Consider the following 14,080-nt stretch of genomic DNA (forward strand, 5'->3'; position numbering starts at 1 on the left):
GATATGAATGCACCTTTCACCTATGCCTCACCCACGCTGACGGTTGACGCGCTGAAGCACTCAATCGCCTATAAGCTGATGTTTACTATTGGTAAAGATCCCTCGATCGCGAATAAGCATGAGTGGCTCAACGCCGCGCTGCTGGCGGTGCGTGATCGCATGGTGGAACGCTGGCTGCGCTCCAGTCGCGCGCAGCTCTCACAGGATGTGCGGCAGGTATATTATCTGTCGATGGAGTTCCTGATGGGACGCACGCTCGGTAACGCGCTGCTGGCGATGGGCATCTACGACGATCTCAATCAGGCGCTGGACGAGATGGGGTTGGATCTCAGCGAACTGATGGAAGAGGAGAACGATCCCGGTCTCGGCAACGGCGGCCTTGGGCGTTTGGCCGCCTGCTTCCTTGATTCGCTCGCCACGCTGGGTTTGCCGGGACGTGGCTACGGTATTCGTTACGATTACGGCATGTTCAAGCAGAATATCGTTGACGGGCAGCAGCGCGAATCACCGGATTACTGGCTGGAATATGGTAATCCGTGGGAATTCCAGCGCTTTAATACGCGCTACAAGGTGCGTTTCGGCGGCCGTTTACAGCACGAAGGGGCGCGGGTGCGCTGGATCGAAACCGAAGAGATCGTCGCGATGGCTTACGATCAGATCATCCCCGGTTTTGACACCGATGCCACCAACACGCTGCGTTTGTGGGGCGCGCAGGCCAGCAACGAGATCAATCTCGGTAAGTTTAACCAGGGTGATTACTTTGCTGCGGTGGAAGATAAAAACCATTCGGAAAACGTCTCGCGCGTGCTCTATCCCGATGATTCAACCTATTCCGGCCGCGAGCTGCGTCTGCGCCAGGAGTATTTCCTCGTCTCTTCAACGGTGCAGGATATTCTCAATCGTCACTGGCAGATGCATGAAACCTGGGACAATCTGCCGGATAAAATTGCCATTCACCTGAATGATACTCATCCGGTGTTGGCGATCCCTGAATTGATGCGACTGCTGATCGACGAGCAAAAATTCAGTTGGGACGATGCGTTTGAAGTGACCTGTCAGGTGTTCTCCTACACCAACCACACCTTGATGACGGAAGCGCTGGAAACCTGGCCGGTGGATATGATCGGCAAAATTCTGCCGCGTCATCTCAGCATCATTTTTGAAATTAATGACTATTTCCTGAAAACCATCCAGGAATACTATCCGGATGATTGGGAGCTGATGGCGCGCATCTCGATCATTGACGAAAACGACGGTCGGCGCATTCGCATGGCGTGGCTGGCGGTGGTGGTAAGCCACAAGGTCAACGGCGTGTCGGAACTGCACTCCAATTTGATGGTGCAATCGCTGTTCGCTGATTTCGCGCGTTTATTCCCTGGCCGTTTCTGCAATAAAACCAATGGGGTGACGCCGCGTCGCTGGCTGGCGCTGGCCAACCCGCCGCTGTCCGATGTATTAGATGAAGCGATTGGTCGCAACTGGCGCACCGATCTCGGCCAGCTCAACGAGCTAACGGCACAAATCGATTACCCGGCGTTTATCGAGCAGATCGCCGACGCCAAATTCGCCAACAAAAAGCGCTTGGCGGATTGGGTGGCGAAAAATATGGATATTGTGCTGGACCCGCATGCGCTCTTCGATGTGCAGATTAAACGCATCCATGAATACAAACGTCAGCTACTGAACGTGCTGCACGTTATTACGCGCTATAACCGCATCAAGGCCGATCCCAACGCTGAATGGGTGCCGCGCGTGAATATCTTCGCCGGTAAAGCGGCGTCGGCGTATTACGTAGCGAAGCACATCATCCACTTGATCAACGATGTCGCCAACGTGATCAACAACGATCCGCAGGTGAAGAACAAGTTGAAGGTGGTGTTCATCCCGAACTATGGCGTGAGTCTGGCGCAGATCATTATCCCTGCGGCGGATCTCTCCGAGCAGATCTCCACTGCTGGCACCGAAGCATCGGGCACCAGTAACATGAAATTTGCGCTGAATGGCGCGTTAACCATCGGTACGCTGGATGGCGCTAATGTGGAGATGCTGGAGCATGTCGGCAAGGAGAATATCTTTATCTTCGGCAACACCACGCCGCAGGTCGAGAAACTGCGCACCGACGGCTACAACCCGCGTAAGTATTACGAGGAAGATCCTGAGCTGCATCAGGCGCTGACGCAAATCGCCAGCGGCGTGTTCAGTCCGCAGGAACCGGGTCGCTATCGCAATCTGTTTGATGCGCTGGTGAACTTCGGCGACCACTATCAGCTGCTAGCGGATTATCGTAGCTATGTGGATACGCAGGACAAAGTAGACAAGCTCTATCGTCAGCCGGATAAGTGGCAACGCAGCGCGGCGCTGAATATCGCCAATATGGGCTACTTCTCGTCAGATCGAACCATTCAGGAGTATGCGGATGAGATCTGGCACATCTCGCCAGTGAGGTTGTAAGGCGGGAATTTCAAAATCCAGGTCGCCATAAATGGCGACCCTACCAAACCGCACTGAACAAATGTAGGGTCGCCATTCATGGCGACCGATAAACGTTCAGATTTTAAGGATTATTTTAAAGTGATGCTTTTGACAATCCCGTCAGCATCACTTTGTGCCTGCTGCTGGTTATCCGCTGGCAAGGTAATTTGCAGCGTCAGCAGTTTGCCGTCCACTTTTGCCAGAATCACCGAAGACCATGACGTCTGGTTATTGGCAGAAATCACCGTATCCAGCTGCTGAGCCGGCTGATCCTTCAGCGTCACCGCTTTATTCGATACCACTTGCAGCTGTGGATCGCGGCTGCGCTGCTGCTGTTCCAGGCGCTGCGCCAACGCATCTAGCGCTTCGTTAGTGGGATCGCCCGCAATCACGATAATCGCGCGCTGGCCAGTTTCGTCGGCATAGACGTGCATGTTGGTGGATTCAGAACCGAGTTTGCCGCTCTTATCAGACATGCCCGCTGGCAGTGAGAAGCTCAGCTTGCCGTCCATCAGATTGACCGTCTGAGCAGACTGGCTGGCGCTGGCACCGTTGCTGTTTGCTGCTGCATCATCTTTCTTCTGGTCACATGCCGCCAAGCCTATCACCAGCAGGCCAATACCCACATATTTCACTACGTTACGCATTCTTTTCCCTTTTACATGATTCCAGTCAGGCGTTATCAAAACGGAATCGGCGGGCAAAAGCAACCACCGGAGTGTCAGGAAATTTTAGCGTGCCATGGCGTTACGTCTATGTGGAATCAGCCGAAATTCACCTGTCGCTGTGCGGAACGCTCGGCTAATCGCTTCAGCATGGCATTCAGCAGCACGCCGTAAGCCGGCAGGAAGAAGATCATGCAGATCAGCACTTTGAAGCTGTAATCCACCAGGGCGATCTCGACCCAATGCGTAGCCATAAACGGGTCTGGACTCTTGTAAAAGGCGATGAAAAAGAAGGCCAGCGTATCGCTGATATTGCCAAGGAACATCGCGGCCGCAGGGGCAATCCACCACTGGGGTAATTGGCGCAAACGGTTAAAAACGTGAACGTCGAGGATCTGGCCCAGCGCATAAGCCATAAAGCTGGCGCAGGCGATACGCGCGACAAACAGATTAACTTCTTCCAGCGATGCCCAACCCTGCCATTCGCCTTGATAAAAGACGCACGAGACGATGTAGGAGATCACCAGCGCTGGAATCATCACCGCCAGAATGATGCGACGAGCCAGCGGCGCGCCAAAGATGCGCACGGTGAGATCGGTTGCGAGGAAAATAAACGGAAAGCTAAACGCGCCCCAGGTGGTGTGGAAGCCGAAGATGGAAACCGGCAGCTGCACCAGGTAGTTACTGGAGGTGATTACCAGCAGATGGAAAAGCGATAGCCAAAACAGCGCATGCATGCGCTGACGTGCAGAAAAAGCAATCATGTAGGACCTTTTTAATAGTGGGGTGAGGGAACCCATTGCCCGTCATACTTCAAGCCGTAGCTGCGTTGGCTGCGTGCGTCCACCCCAGTCACTTACTTCAGTAAGCTCCTGGGGCTGCTCGCACTTGCCGCCTTGCTACAGCTCGAATTATTTAGGGCAAAATATGGTAGCAATTTAAAAATCGGCGGCATCTTAACGCGTTGCGTAATTTATGCAATGGTTAATTTTAACGCAATCGTTATCGCCTTGCGTTGGCTAATTCACACGCTAAAATGTGCGCCCATCATCCACCATAGACAGAGAATCATGAGCGATCCCTTTTCTGCGCCTGATCATCAGCTTGATGCCCTTGGCCTGCGCTGTCCAGAGCCGGTAATGATGGTGCGTAAAACCGTGCGCAGCATGCAGGCCGGTGAAACCTTGCTGATCATCGCCGATGATCCCGCCACCACGCGCGATATTCCCGGTTTCTGCCGTTTTATGGAACATCAGCTGCTGGCACAGCAGACCGAAAGCCTGCCGTACCAGTTTCTCATCAAAAAAGGGACTTAACGCTGACGCAGCAAGCGCAGCGCATTCGCGGTAACCAGCGCGGTGGCACCGGAATCTGCCAGCACCGCCAGCCACAAACCGGTAAAGCCGAGCAACGTGGTGACGAGGAAAATCGCCTTCAGGCCCAGCGCCAGCGCCACGTTTTGCCGAATGATGGCGCGCGTGCGCCGTGCCAGCACGATCGTGCGCGGCAGAATCGCCAGCTGATTTTGCGTTAATGCTACATCGGCGGCTTCCAGCGCGACGTCGGTGCCGCTGCCCATCGCGATACCGATCGTCGCTGCTTTCATCGCAGGCGCATCGTTGATGCCGTCGCCCACCATCGCCAGCGATTGTTGTGCGCCTAATTGCCGCACGGCTTCCACTTTATCGGCGGGTAAGAGACCGGCGCGATAATCAATCTGCAATTCGGCGGCAATGGCAGCGGCTGCTCGCGGGTTATCACCGGTCAACATCACGCTATTTACACCCAGTTTTTGCAGTTGAGAGAGTGCGCTTATCGCCTCTTCACGCAACTGATCCCGCAACGCCAATGCGCCGAGTACCTGCTGATCCTGCAACAGCAGCACCACGGTTTGACCCTGGGCTTCCAGCTCGGCAATCAGCTGCTGCTGAGTTGCGTTAAGCTGTCTGGCTTCACGTGGCGTGAGTAACTGATAGGTCACGCCATCAATGTCGGCACGAATACCGCTGCCCGCCAGGGTTTGCTGCTGAGAAGCGGAAGGGATCGCAAGCTGACGTCGCTCGGCTGCAGTGACAATGGCTCGCGCCAGTGGATGCGTGGAGCCCTGTTCAACGGCAGCGGCAATGCTGAGCAGGCTGTTTTCCGCTGTTCCACCGAACGACTGAATATGGGTGATCTGTGGCTTGCCCGCGGTCAGCGTGCCGGTTTTGTCGAACGCCATCATGCTAACGCGACTGAGCCGCTCCAGTGCCGCGCCGCCTTTTATCAGCGCGCCCTGACGGGCGGCAGCGGCCAATCCAGAGGTAATGGCCGCGGGTGTGGAGATCACCAGCGCACACGGGCAACCAATCAGCAGCAGCGTTAGCCCTTTATAAATCCACGGCAGCCATGCTCCAACGCCGAGCAGCGGTGGCAGCACCATCACCAGCAGCGCCAACAGCATAATCGCCGGCGTATAAATGCGGCTGAAGCGATCGATAAAGCGTTCAACCGGCGCACGATGGCTTTCGGCTTCTTCAATCAGCTGCAGGATGCGGTCGATAGCACTTTGCCCCGGCTGGGAAACCACTTTCAAGGTAACCAGACGATCGAGGCTGGTGGCACCGGCCATGATCTGTTCACCCGGCTCACGCGCCACCGGCAGCGATTCGCCGGTCAGCGCGCTTTCATCAAAACTGGCACTGGCATGCAATAACTCGCCGTCCGCCGGTAAACGGCCACCGGCCGCGACTTCAATCACATCACCAGGCTGCAGCACGTCTAAGCGGACATTTTCCCGTTGTGTGCCGACAATGCGCGTGGCGGTGTCAGGACGTAATGCCATCAGCGCGGTCACGCCGCGACGCGCGCGCGCGGCGGCGTAGGCTTCCAGGCGTTCGCCCAGCTGGAACAGCAGCAGCACCATGGCGGCTTCAGCGTGGGCACCAATCACCAACGCACCGGCGGCAGCGATGGTCATCAGCATCTCAATACTAAATGGCGATCCGCTGCGCAGCAGTTGCCAGGCGTTGCGCGCGATGGGGGCCAAACCAATCAGCGTGGTAGCAATAAACAGGCGATCGCCCCAAAGCGGTGAAACCTGGCTCAGCAGCCAGCTGGCGAGCATCAGTACGCCAAGCAGCAGTAAACCGGCATTTTCCTGCCAGCGGCTTTCCGGTGGTGGGGGCGATTGAGGATCGCTGGAGGTCAGCGTGAAGCCAGCATGTTTTACGGCTTGTTCGATAGCGCTGCGGATATCGTTTTCGGCATCCACCACCAGTTTTTCGCTGGCGAAAATCACTCGTGCTTGCTGCACCTGCGGCACGCGTTGCACGGCAGATTCGATTTTTCGTGCGCAGCTGGGACAATCCATGCCGGCAATCTGCCAGCGAAATTGGTGTGAAGTGAGTGCGGGCCTGTCACTTTCGGCGTCGCTTTCGCCGCCGGGCGAGCCGCTATCGCTGTCGCAGCAGCCACAATCACCTTCTGGCGTAACTGGCTGCGCGGCTGAGATTTTCAGGGCTGAGGGCTTTACGCTGCGAATCGAGCACAGCGGCTGCGGTTGGCGATGAGACTTTCCACAGCGGCAAGGATGGGCATGTTGATGCATATAACCTCCGGAATTAGGGGGCGGGATAGCACCCGCGCCCTAATGCTACACTCTGGAGTCAACTCCAGAGTCAAGCTGAAGGTGAGATTTTCTTCAATAAAGCCACAGGGAGCGCACAATCATAAAATGACCGGCGAAGTAACAGGCGGCGACGATGGCGCTATCGGCGCTGAAGCGGCGGCGATAGTGCGAGAAAAACCAGACAATGTTGGCTAACAGCAATAACGCGGCGCCGACAAGCAGCGAGAAACTGTAATCGGTTGGGCGGAAGAAGTAGTTCTCCGCTGCCATCCAGTTCATCACCAATGTCATGCCGATCAAGGTGCAGATTGGCCAGCGTAGATCTTCCAGCCTGGTCCAGAGAACGCCGATAACAATTACGCCAATCACCAGGAAGGTGAGGGGAATCGGCCAGAAGAAACTCATGGTCATGTGCGCGGCAAAGCTGATGGTGTACAGCAGATGCGACAGGAAAAATGCGCCCAATGCATAGAGCATCTGCTGACGCGGCAGCAGCATCAGCGCATCACCCACCAGCGTGGCAATAAGACCGGCCAGGATCAGATAATCGGTGGTGTTAAGCGTTGGCGCTTGCCACGCCCAGGCAACGAGCAACAGCAAGGTGACAGGTTTAAATAGCCAGCGCTGCCATTGCGGGCCGCGGTATGAAGCATCAACGTAGAGCCAGCCGGAAAAAAGTACGGCAAGGAAAGACCAAAGCATGTTTTCTCCCTTTTCTGAACGAAATGTCCGCCAGTTTGATGAATTTTCCCAAAATCACTTACTCAGTGTAAGTTACCGCCGCCAAATGTGACAATCAGCCGACTCTGGTTGTATGCTTTGACGTCTTTACCCGTTCCGACTCAACGCAAAGCACGAGATAAATCATGAGCAAACCACCGCTAATCTTTTTCATCGTACTGGCCATTATTGCCGTTCTGGCGACGCGTCAGTTTATCAAGCAGCGCCGCGAAACCGCGGTGAACGATGCCTCTCCAGTGCGCTCTTTGAGCGTAGAAGTGAAAACTAAGCGCGAATTTCCCTCCCCTAATCGCCGTTCACGCCAGCGCGAAGTCATTGCCGGAGAAGAGATGAAGTATGAAGCCTGGTTTCATCCACTGAATGGCGCGAGCGATATCAAAGTCTCGGTCAACGCCAGTGATTATCATCAGATGGATAAGGGCGTGAAAGGGGAGCTGAAAATGCAAGGGACACGCTTTGTCAGTTTTACGCCAGCGCCGTAAGGCCGCCATTCACGGCGACCTGGTCACTAAACGCACTCATTACATCTTCGGATAATGCTTTTTCTGCCACGCCAGCAGCTCAAACACGCCAAAGAAGAAGATCTTCGCCTGGGTTACGCCGCTCAGTTTGGGTGCGTCTTTTGCCTGAGTGGCGCGCAGCAGCACCAATTGCAGGCCGTGCATAATCACCATAAAGAACAGCGCCACATGCACAAAATAGCGCAGCGGCGTGGGGAAGGGCTGCACCAGATTGAGCAGCAAAAATGCCCATACGCAAATCATCAGCAAGCGACCCAAATTAAGCCACATTCTGCTTCTCCTGTTGGCGTTGATATAAGCGATAAGCCACCTGGCCGGCGATTTTCTCGCGGTATAAATCCCAATTGGCCGGTGCCACGGGCGTGCCGTTTTCCACTTCGCTTTCCACATAGATCAGCGCTTCATCGGCCAGCCAGCCATTTTGCTCCAGTAAGGTCAACGTTTCCTGTAACAGGCCTTTACGGAACGGCGGATCGACAAACACCACGTCAAACGGTTCGCCCGGCTGGCTCAGCCACTGCAACGTGTTGGTTTGCACCACTTTCGCCTGCGTGGCGCGCAGCGTTTGCAGGTTCTGCGAAAGCTGCTGCGCGACAGTACGTTCCAGCTCCAGCAGCGTGGCTGATGCGGCATAACGAGAGAGTGCTTCAAGGCCGAGTGCGCCGCTGCCGGCAAAGCAGTCGAGGCAACGCGCGTCCTGAATGTCTGGCGCTAGCCAGTTGAACAGGGTTTCACGCACGCGATCGGTGGTCGGACGCAGGCCAGCGCTATCCGGTACCGGTAATTTACGGCCGCGCCACTGGCCGCCAATGATGCGGATCTGGCCAGCGCCGTTGCTGCGGGGGGATTTGCTCATTTTGCTCACAACTCGTCATAATTTGTTGCGTAGTTTAACGGGCGTAGCGGGCAGAAGAAACGTTAAAAAAGGGTGCTGTGGTGCGCTGGCTGGAAAGTGTTAGACTACTGAGTTGGTAGAGCGCGCGTAATTACCTGATTTTTACGCGGCTCCCCGCAAAAAAATGCATATTTTATCCCCTGGGAACAGCGTGCTACCGGGAATAAGCCATCGAGGAGTAGGGTCACACAATGGCAAAAGAGAAAAAACGCGGCTTTTTTTCCTGGCTAGGCTTTGGCAAAGAAGAAGAGACGCAACAGCCTGTTGAAGAGCAGCAGCAAACTGCCGAGGTGGCACCTGAGCCCGCCGTTGAAGAGAGTGCGTTAGATCGCGCCGAAGCGCAGGCTGAAGAAACCGTCGCGGTTACCGAGCAGGTCGCGGAACATCAGCAGGTTGAACCAGAGGTTATTGCCGAGCCGATTAGCGCACCGCAACAAGCCGAGCCGGTTACCGCCATCGAAGAAGAAGTGCTGCCGGAAGAGATCGTCCAGCCGGTTGTCGCACCTATCGAAGAAGAGCCTCAGCTGGAAGAGCTGGCGCTTGATGCGCCAGACGTTGATGAAGAAGCCCCCGTAAGCGACGAAGAGCTAGAAGCGCTGGCGCTGGCAGAAACCTATGCAGAAGATGCTGAGCTGGCTGAGGAACCTCAGGATACCGTTAGCGATCTGCCACTGGCTGCTGCGCCCATTATCACCCAGGAGCAGGAGCGTCCTACCAAAGAGGGCTTTTTCGCCCGTCTGAAGCGCAGCCTGGTTAAAACGCGTGAAAACCTCGGTTCCGGTTTTATCAGCCTGTTCCGCGGCAAAAAGATTGATGACGACCTGTTTGAGGAGCTGGAAGAGCAGCTGCTGATTGCGGACGTTGGCGTTGAAACGACGCGCCGCATCATCACCAATCTGACCCAGCAGGCCAACCGCAAGCAGCTGCGTGATGCTGAAGCGCTGTATGGGCTGCTGAAAGCCGAAATGGCCGGCATTCTGGAAAAAGTGGACCAGCCGCTGGAAGTGGGCGGCAAAACGCCATTCGTCATCCTGATGGTTGGCGTCAACGGCGTGGGTAAAACCACCACCATCGGTAAGCTGGCGCGCCAGTATCAGGCGCAGGGCAAATCCGTCATGCTGGCGGCAGGCGATACCTTCCGTGCTGCGGCCGTTGAACAGCTGCAGGTGTGGGGCCAGCGCAACAATATTCCGGTCGTCGCGCAGCATACCGGCGCGGATTCCGCCTCCGTGATTTTTGATGCCATTCAGGCCGCTAAGTCGCGCAATGTCGATGTCCTGATTGCCGATACCGCCGGTCGCTTGCAAAACAAATCGCACCTGATGGAAGAGCTGAAAAAAATTACCCGTGTGATGAAGAAGCTGGATGAAGAGGCGCCGCATGAGGTGATGTTGACGCTTGACGCCAGTACCGGGCAAAACGCTATCAGCCAGGCCAAACTGTTCCATGAAGCGGTGGGCCTGACCGGCATCGCCCTGACCAAACTGGACGGCACCGCCAAAGGCGGCGTGATCTTCTCGGTTGCCGATCAGTTCGGCATTCCGATTCGTTATATCGGTGTTGGGGAAGGCATCGAGGATTTACGGCCGTTTAAGGCCGCAGACTTTATTGAGGCACTGTTTGCCCGAGAGGAATGATTGGGATGATTCGCTTTGAAGAGGTCAGTAAAGCTTACCTGGGTGGACGTCAGGCGCTGCAGGGGGTGGATTTTCATCTGCGTCCTGGTGAAATGTCGTTCCTGACCGGCCACTCTGGCGCGGGGAAGAGTACCTTACTGAAGCTGATTTGTGGCATTGAGCGCCCGAGTGCGGGGCAGATCTGGTTTAGCGGCCATGATATTTCGCGTTTGCGTCACAGTGAAGTCCCTTTCCTGCGACGTCAGATTGGCATGATTTTCCAGGATCACCACTTACTGATGGATCGTTCGGTCTATGACAACGTGGCGATTCCGCTGATTATCTCCGGTGCCAGCGGCGAAGACATTCGTCGCCGCGTATCGGCCGCGCTGGATAAAGTGGGCCTGCTCGACAAAGCGAAAAGCTATCCGATTCAGCTCTCAGGCGGTGAACAACAGCGTGTGGGCATTGCCCGCGCGGTGGTGAACAAACCGGCGGTGCTGCTGGCGGACGAACCGACCGGTAACCTCGATAATGCGCTGTCGGAAGACATTCTGCGCCTGTTTGAAGAGTTCAACCGCGTTGGCGTCACGGTGCTGATGGCAACGCACGATGTCGGGTTGATTGCGCGCCGGAATTATCGCGTGATGACGCTCAATCAGGGACGTCTGCACGGAGGCCACGATGGTCAATAAACGCAACAAGCGCGCACCTGCGCCGAAAGCGAAGCAGCCTTCTAAAAGTAAAGCGCTGAAGGGTGGCTGGCAGGAGCAATGGCGCTACGCGCTGCGCGGCACGCTGTCCGATATGTGGCGTCAGCCGCTGGCGACGCTGCTAACGGTGATGGTGATTGCTATCTCACTGACGCTGCCGAGCGTGTGCTACATGGTGTGGAAAAACGTAAGCCAGGCCGCGACCCAGTGGTATCCCGCCCCGCAGCTGACGGTGTATCTGGATAAAGCGCTGGATGACACCGCAGCAGAGAATGTCACCGCGCAGCTTAAGCAGCTGGATGGCGTGGATAATGTGAATTACCTGACGCGTGAAGAAGCGCTAAATGAGTTCCGCAACTGGTCGGGCTTTGGCGGCTCCATGGACATGCTGGAGCAGAATCCGCTGCCGGCGGTGGCCATCATCACGCCAAAACTCAACTTCCAGAATTCGGATACCATGGCGAATCTGCGCGATCGCGTAGCGAAAGTGCAGGGCGTTGATGAAGTGCGCATGGATGACAGCTGGTTCTCACGTCTGGCAGCGCTCACGGGGCTGGTTGGCCAGATCGCCTCAATGATAGGTCTGCTGATGGTGGTGGCGGTGTTCCTGGTGATCGGCAACAGCGTTCGTCTGAGCATCTTTGCGCGTCGCGATACGATCAACGTACAGAAGCTGATTGGCGCGACCGATGGGTTTATTCTGCGTCCGTTCCTGTATGGCGGTGCGCTATTAGGTTTCGGCGGTGCGGTGCTATCGCTGATTCTTTCGGAAGTGCTGGTGCTGCGCCTGCAATCGGTAGTGGCGCAAGTGGCAACGGTATTTGGTACTACCTTTGTGCTGGAAGGTTTTTCCTGGGATGAAGGACTGCTGTTACTGCTGATTGCCGGCATCATTGGCTGGATTGCGGCATGGCTGGCGACGGTACAACATTTACGCCGATTTACGCCACAGTAACCAAAAGCAACGTTTTTTGGTATACTCTTCCTCTGCTGCCGACGACCTGGGAGCAGAGGAATTCTCCTGTTTCCCCCGCCGTCATCTGTGTGTAAAATATTCACTGCTATAATTGAACTTGTGGATAACTTTGTCGTCCAAGTAGCACAGATTGCTTCTGGTTTTCTCGCGACGTTGACATAATGTAGCGTCTGCGCAAGGAAACGTGCAGCAAGTCCATTGAATTTGTGAGGGTTTGAATGACCAAAGAAATGCAAACTTTAGCGATTGCTCCTCTGGGTAACCTGGAATCTTACGTCCGGGCTGCCAACAACTGGCCGGTGCTGACGGCAGAAGAGGAAAAAGCATTGGCTGAGCGGCTGCATTACCAGGGCGATCTGGATGCGGCTAAAACGCTGATCCTGTCTCACCTGCGCTTTGTTGTTCATATTGCTCGTAACTACTCCGGTTACGGCTTGCCACAGGCGGACTTGATTCAGGAAGGTAACATCGGCCTGATGAAGGCGGTGCGTCGCTTCAATCCTGAAGTCGGTGTACGTCTGGTGTCGTTTGCCGTGCACTGGATTAAAGCAGAGATTCACGAATACGTGCTGCGTAACTGGCGTATCGTGAAAGTCGCGACCACCAAAGCTCAGCGTAAGCTGTTCTTTAACCTGCGTAAAAGCAAACAGCGTCTCGGTTGGTTCAACCAGGACGAAGTGGAAATGGTTGCGCGCGAGCTGGGCGTGAGCAGCAAAGATGTGCTGGAAATGGAATCGCGCATGGCCGCTCAGGATATGACCTTCGACATGTCGTCTGATGACGAAGCGGGCGAAGGCAAAGCGATGGCGCCAGTGCTGTATCTGCAGGATAAAACCTCTGACTTTGCCGATGGCATTGAAGAGGATAACTGGGATGCACACGCTGCGGACAAGCTGAGCGATGCAATGCTGAGCCTCGACGAACGCAGCCAGGATATCATCCGCGCCCGTTGGCTGGATGATGATAACAAGACCACGCTGCAGGAGCTGGCCGATAAATACGGTGTTTCTGCGGAACGCGTGCGTCAGCTGGAAAAGAACGCCATGAAGAAACTGCGTGTGGCGATTGAAGCCTGATAACTTTCAGGCGGAAAAACGGGGCGACTTTTTAAGTCGCCCTTTTTATTGCGCGCGAATCGGTCGCCATGAATGACGACCCTACAAATGGCGCGGTTTCGTAGGGTGCGCATTTATGCGCACCCTGTTATCAACCGCACGAAATCCTTTTAACGCACCCAACCATCAGCCTGCGCGCGAAAACCACATGCCTGCATAAAGGCTGCCCGCACGCCCCGATCGGCGTCGCCATCATCGGCAATCCACCAATCCGTCAGCGCACCATTCTGCGCAATTGTCTCTACCAGCAAATATTGACCTACGCCACGGCGGCGTGTCACTTCGCGTACGTTGAGATTAAAAATTTTTCCCTGCGTGCCGCTAATACTGAGTTGTAATGCGGCCAGCAGCCGATCGTTGAAACGCGCGGCATACAGCCGCTGTGTTTCGCTGAGTTGTGCTTCCAGTTGCACAATATCCATTTCTGGCCAGACTTTAGCTAAATCGATGCGATCCTGTGCGGTTAACGATGCTAAGCGCTGGATTGTCAGCTTCATACCTAATACCTGTACTAGTGCAAAGGCGATAGTGTAGCGAATTTAGACAGTCAGAGCGCTGTCACTTTTTTGCAATGAAAATAGGTCGAATGCCAGCCACTTTGCCAGGATTGTGGAGTAAGCCATCAATGATCGTTGAAAAAGCCAGCATAATGCGCTGGTATCCTGCTGAAAAATCGGCCATAACGACCAGACGATTCTGCTGCTCCACTCAGTCAATTCTGAATATGTCAGTTGATTTACAGAATAAAGTTCCTGT

General features: G+C 55.2%; 15 protein-coding genes. 7 read left to right on the forward strand and 8 right to left on the reverse strand.

The annotated features are described in order from the left end of the window. Positions 1 to 3 precede the first annotated feature (3 nt). Positions 4 to 2,451, forward strand: coding sequence for a glycogen phosphorylase (gene glgP / locus AC07WB_RS01410; protein ID WP_097095267.1), 2,448 nt, complete (start codon positions 4 to 6; stop codon positions 2,449 to 2,451). Between the two features lie 110 nt (positions 2,452 to 2,561). On the opposite strand, the gene AC07WB_RS01415 is transcribed toward glgP, so the two are convergent. Further along, on the reverse strand, positions 2,562 to 3,119 hold the full coding sequence (locus tag AC07WB_RS01415) for a DcrB family lipoprotein (protein WP_097095266.1): 558 nt from the start codon (positions 3,117 to 3,119) through the stop codon (positions 2,562 to 2,564). A 116-nt stretch (positions 3,120 to 3,235) separates the two neighbouring features. Then, the gene (locus AC07WB_RS01420; protein ID WP_097095265.1) at positions 3,236 to 3,901 is read right to left on the reverse strand and encodes a 7-cyano-7-deazaguanine/7-aminomethyl-7-deazaguanine transporter; all 666 of its coding nucleotides are present in this window, start codon (positions 3,899 to 3,901) and stop codon (positions 3,236 to 3,238) included. A gap of 306 nt (positions 3,902 to 4,207) precedes the next feature. Here AC07WB_RS01420 and tusA point away from each other — a divergent pair, with 306 nt between their 5' ends. Then, positions 4,208 to 4,453 (forward strand): sulfurtransferase TusA, encoded by a 246-nt coding sequence (gene tusA, locus AC07WB_RS01425; RefSeq protein ID WP_494939918.1) that lies wholly within the window; start codon positions 4,208 to 4,210, stop codon positions 4,451 to 4,453. Here the strand turns inward: tusA and AC07WB_RS01430 are convergent. Continuing rightward, the gene (locus tag AC07WB_RS01430) at positions 4,450 to 6,726 is read right to left on the reverse strand and encodes a zinc/cadmium/mercury/lead-transporting ATPase (protein WP_494939919.1); all 2,277 of its coding nucleotides are present in this window, start codon (positions 6,724 to 6,726) and stop codon (positions 4,450 to 4,452) included. The two genes, tusA and AC07WB_RS01430, sit on opposite strands and share 4 nt — an antisense overlap. Positions 6,727 to 6,819: 93 nt before the next feature. Then, positions 6,820 to 7,449 carry a lysoplasmalogenase gene (locus tag AC07WB_RS01435; protein WP_345827442.1) on the reverse strand — a complete coding sequence of 210 codons (630 nt, stop codon included), beginning with the start codon at positions 7,447 to 7,449 and terminating at the stop codon, positions 6,820 to 6,822. Between the two features lie 164 nt (positions 7,450 to 7,613). Between AC07WB_RS01435 and AC07WB_RS01440 the strand changes: the two genes are divergently transcribed. After that, positions 7,614 to 7,970, forward strand: a complete 357-nt coding sequence (locus tag AC07WB_RS01440; RefSeq protein WP_494939920.1) for a DUF2500 domain-containing protein — start codon at positions 7,614 to 7,616, stop codon at positions 7,968 to 7,970. Positions 7,971 to 8,009: 39 nt separating this feature from the next. On the opposite strand, the gene AC07WB_RS01445 is transcribed toward AC07WB_RS01440, so the two are convergent. Together AC07WB_RS01445 and rsmD are read right to left on the reverse strand one after the other, a co-directional pair. Next, on the reverse strand, positions 8,010 to 8,279 hold the full coding sequence (locus AC07WB_RS01445) for a DUF1145 family protein (RefSeq protein ID WP_097095261.1): 270 nt from the start codon (positions 8,277 to 8,279) through the stop codon (positions 8,010 to 8,012). Next, positions 8,269 to 8,865, reverse strand: a complete 597-nt coding sequence (gene rsmD / locus AC07WB_RS01450) for a 16S rRNA (guanine(966)-N(2))-methyltransferase (protein ID WP_097095260.1) — start codon at positions 8,863 to 8,865, stop codon at positions 8,269 to 8,271. Before rsmD ends, AC07WB_RS01445 begins: the two co-directional genes overlap by 11 nt. A 230-nt stretch (positions 8,866 to 9,095) precedes the next feature. Between rsmD and ftsY the strand changes: the two genes are divergently transcribed. From ftsY to rpoH, 4 genes are all read left to right on the forward strand, one after another. Next, positions 9,096 to 10,541, forward strand: coding sequence for a signal recognition particle-docking protein FtsY (gene ftsY, locus AC07WB_RS01455; protein ID WP_494939921.1), 1,446 nt, complete (start codon positions 9,096 to 9,098; stop codon positions 10,539 to 10,541). 5 nt (positions 10,542 to 10,546) lie between these two features. Further along, positions 10,547 to 11,215: a cell division ATP-binding protein FtsE gene (gene ftsE / locus AC07WB_RS01460; protein WP_097095258.1), complete on the forward strand. Its 669-nt coding sequence runs from the start codon at positions 10,547 to 10,549 to the stop codon at positions 11,213 to 11,215. Continuing rightward, on the forward strand, positions 11,205 to 12,188 hold the full coding sequence (gene ftsX, locus AC07WB_RS01465; RefSeq protein ID WP_097095257.1) for a permease-like cell division protein FtsX: 984 nt from the start codon (positions 11,205 to 11,207) through the stop codon (positions 12,186 to 12,188). The genes ftsE and ftsX overlap by 11 nt, the downstream gene beginning before the upstream one ends. Before the next feature lie 239 nt (positions 12,189 to 12,427). Further along, the gene (gene rpoH / locus AC07WB_RS01470; protein ID WP_064737937.1) at positions 12,428 to 13,285 is read left to right on the forward strand and encodes an RNA polymerase sigma factor RpoH; all 858 of its coding nucleotides are present in this window, start codon (positions 12,428 to 12,430) and stop codon (positions 13,283 to 13,285) included. 149 nt (positions 13,286 to 13,434) lie between these two features. Here rpoH and panM read toward each other — a convergent pair whose 3' ends face one another. After that, positions 13,435 to 13,821, reverse strand: a complete 387-nt coding sequence (panM, locus tag AC07WB_RS01475) for an aspartate 1-decarboxylase autocleavage activator PanM (protein WP_345827438.1) — start codon at positions 13,819 to 13,821, stop codon at positions 13,435 to 13,437. Positions 13,822 to 13,882: 61 nt separating this feature from the next. Further along, entirely contained in the window at positions 13,883 to 14,032 is a 150-nt protein-coding gene (locus tag AC07WB_RS01480; RefSeq protein WP_176519137.1) for a hypothetical protein, read from the reverse strand. Positions 14,033 to 14,080: the final 48 nt, after the last annotated feature.

It is taken from the genome of Pantoea sp. GW821-FHT03E06 (assembly GCF_059420725.1).

Excerpts from the sequence above, each read along its gene's own strand:
- glgP (WP_097095267.1), top strand. The coding sequence starts at position 4 with ATGAATGCACCTTTCACCTATGCCTCACCCACGCTGACGGTTGACGCG.
- AC07WB_RS01415 (WP_097095266.1), bottom strand. The coding sequence starts at position 3,119 with ATGCGTAACGTAGTGAAATATGTGGGTATTGGCCTGCTGGTGATAGGC.
- AC07WB_RS01420 (WP_097095265.1), bottom strand. The coding sequence starts at position 3,901 with ATGATTGCTTTTTCTGCACGTCAGCGCATGCATGCGCTGTTTTGGCTA.
- tusA (WP_494939918.1), top strand. The coding sequence starts at position 4,208 with ATGAGCGATCCCTTTTCTGCGCCTGATCATCAGCTTGATGCCCTTGGC.
- AC07WB_RS01430 (WP_494939919.1), bottom strand. The coding sequence starts at position 6,726 with ATGCATCAACATGCCCATCCTTGCCGCTGTGGAAAGTCTCATCGCCAA.
- AC07WB_RS01435 (WP_345827442.1), bottom strand. The coding sequence starts at position 7,449 with ATGCTTTGGTCTTTCCTTGCCGTACTTTTTTCCGGCTGGCTCTACGTT.
- AC07WB_RS01440 (WP_494939920.1), top strand. The coding sequence starts at position 7,614 with ATGAGCAAACCACCGCTAATCTTTTTCATCGTACTGGCCATTATTGCC.
- AC07WB_RS01445 (WP_097095261.1), bottom strand. The coding sequence starts at position 8,279 with ATGTGGCTTAATTTGGGTCGCTTGCTGATGATTTGCGTATGGGCATTT.
- rsmD (WP_097095260.1), bottom strand. The coding sequence starts at position 8,865 with ATGAGCAAATCCCCCCGCAGCAACGGCGCTGGCCAGATCCGCATCATT.
- ftsY (WP_494939921.1), top strand. The coding sequence starts at position 9,096 with ATGGCAAAAGAGAAAAAACGCGGCTTTTTTTCCTGGCTAGGCTTTGGC.
- ftsE (WP_097095258.1), top strand. The coding sequence starts at position 10,547 with ATGATTCGCTTTGAAGAGGTCAGTAAAGCTTACCTGGGTGGACGTCAG.
- ftsX (WP_097095257.1), top strand. The coding sequence starts at position 11,205 with ATGGTCAATAAACGCAACAAGCGCGCACCTGCGCCGAAAGCGAAGCAG.
- rpoH (WP_064737937.1), top strand. The coding sequence starts at position 12,428 with ATGACCAAAGAAATGCAAACTTTAGCGATTGCTCCTCTGGGTAACCTG.
- panM (WP_345827438.1), bottom strand. The coding sequence starts at position 13,821 with ATGAAGCTGACAATCCAGCGCTTAGCATCGTTAACCGCACAGGATCGC.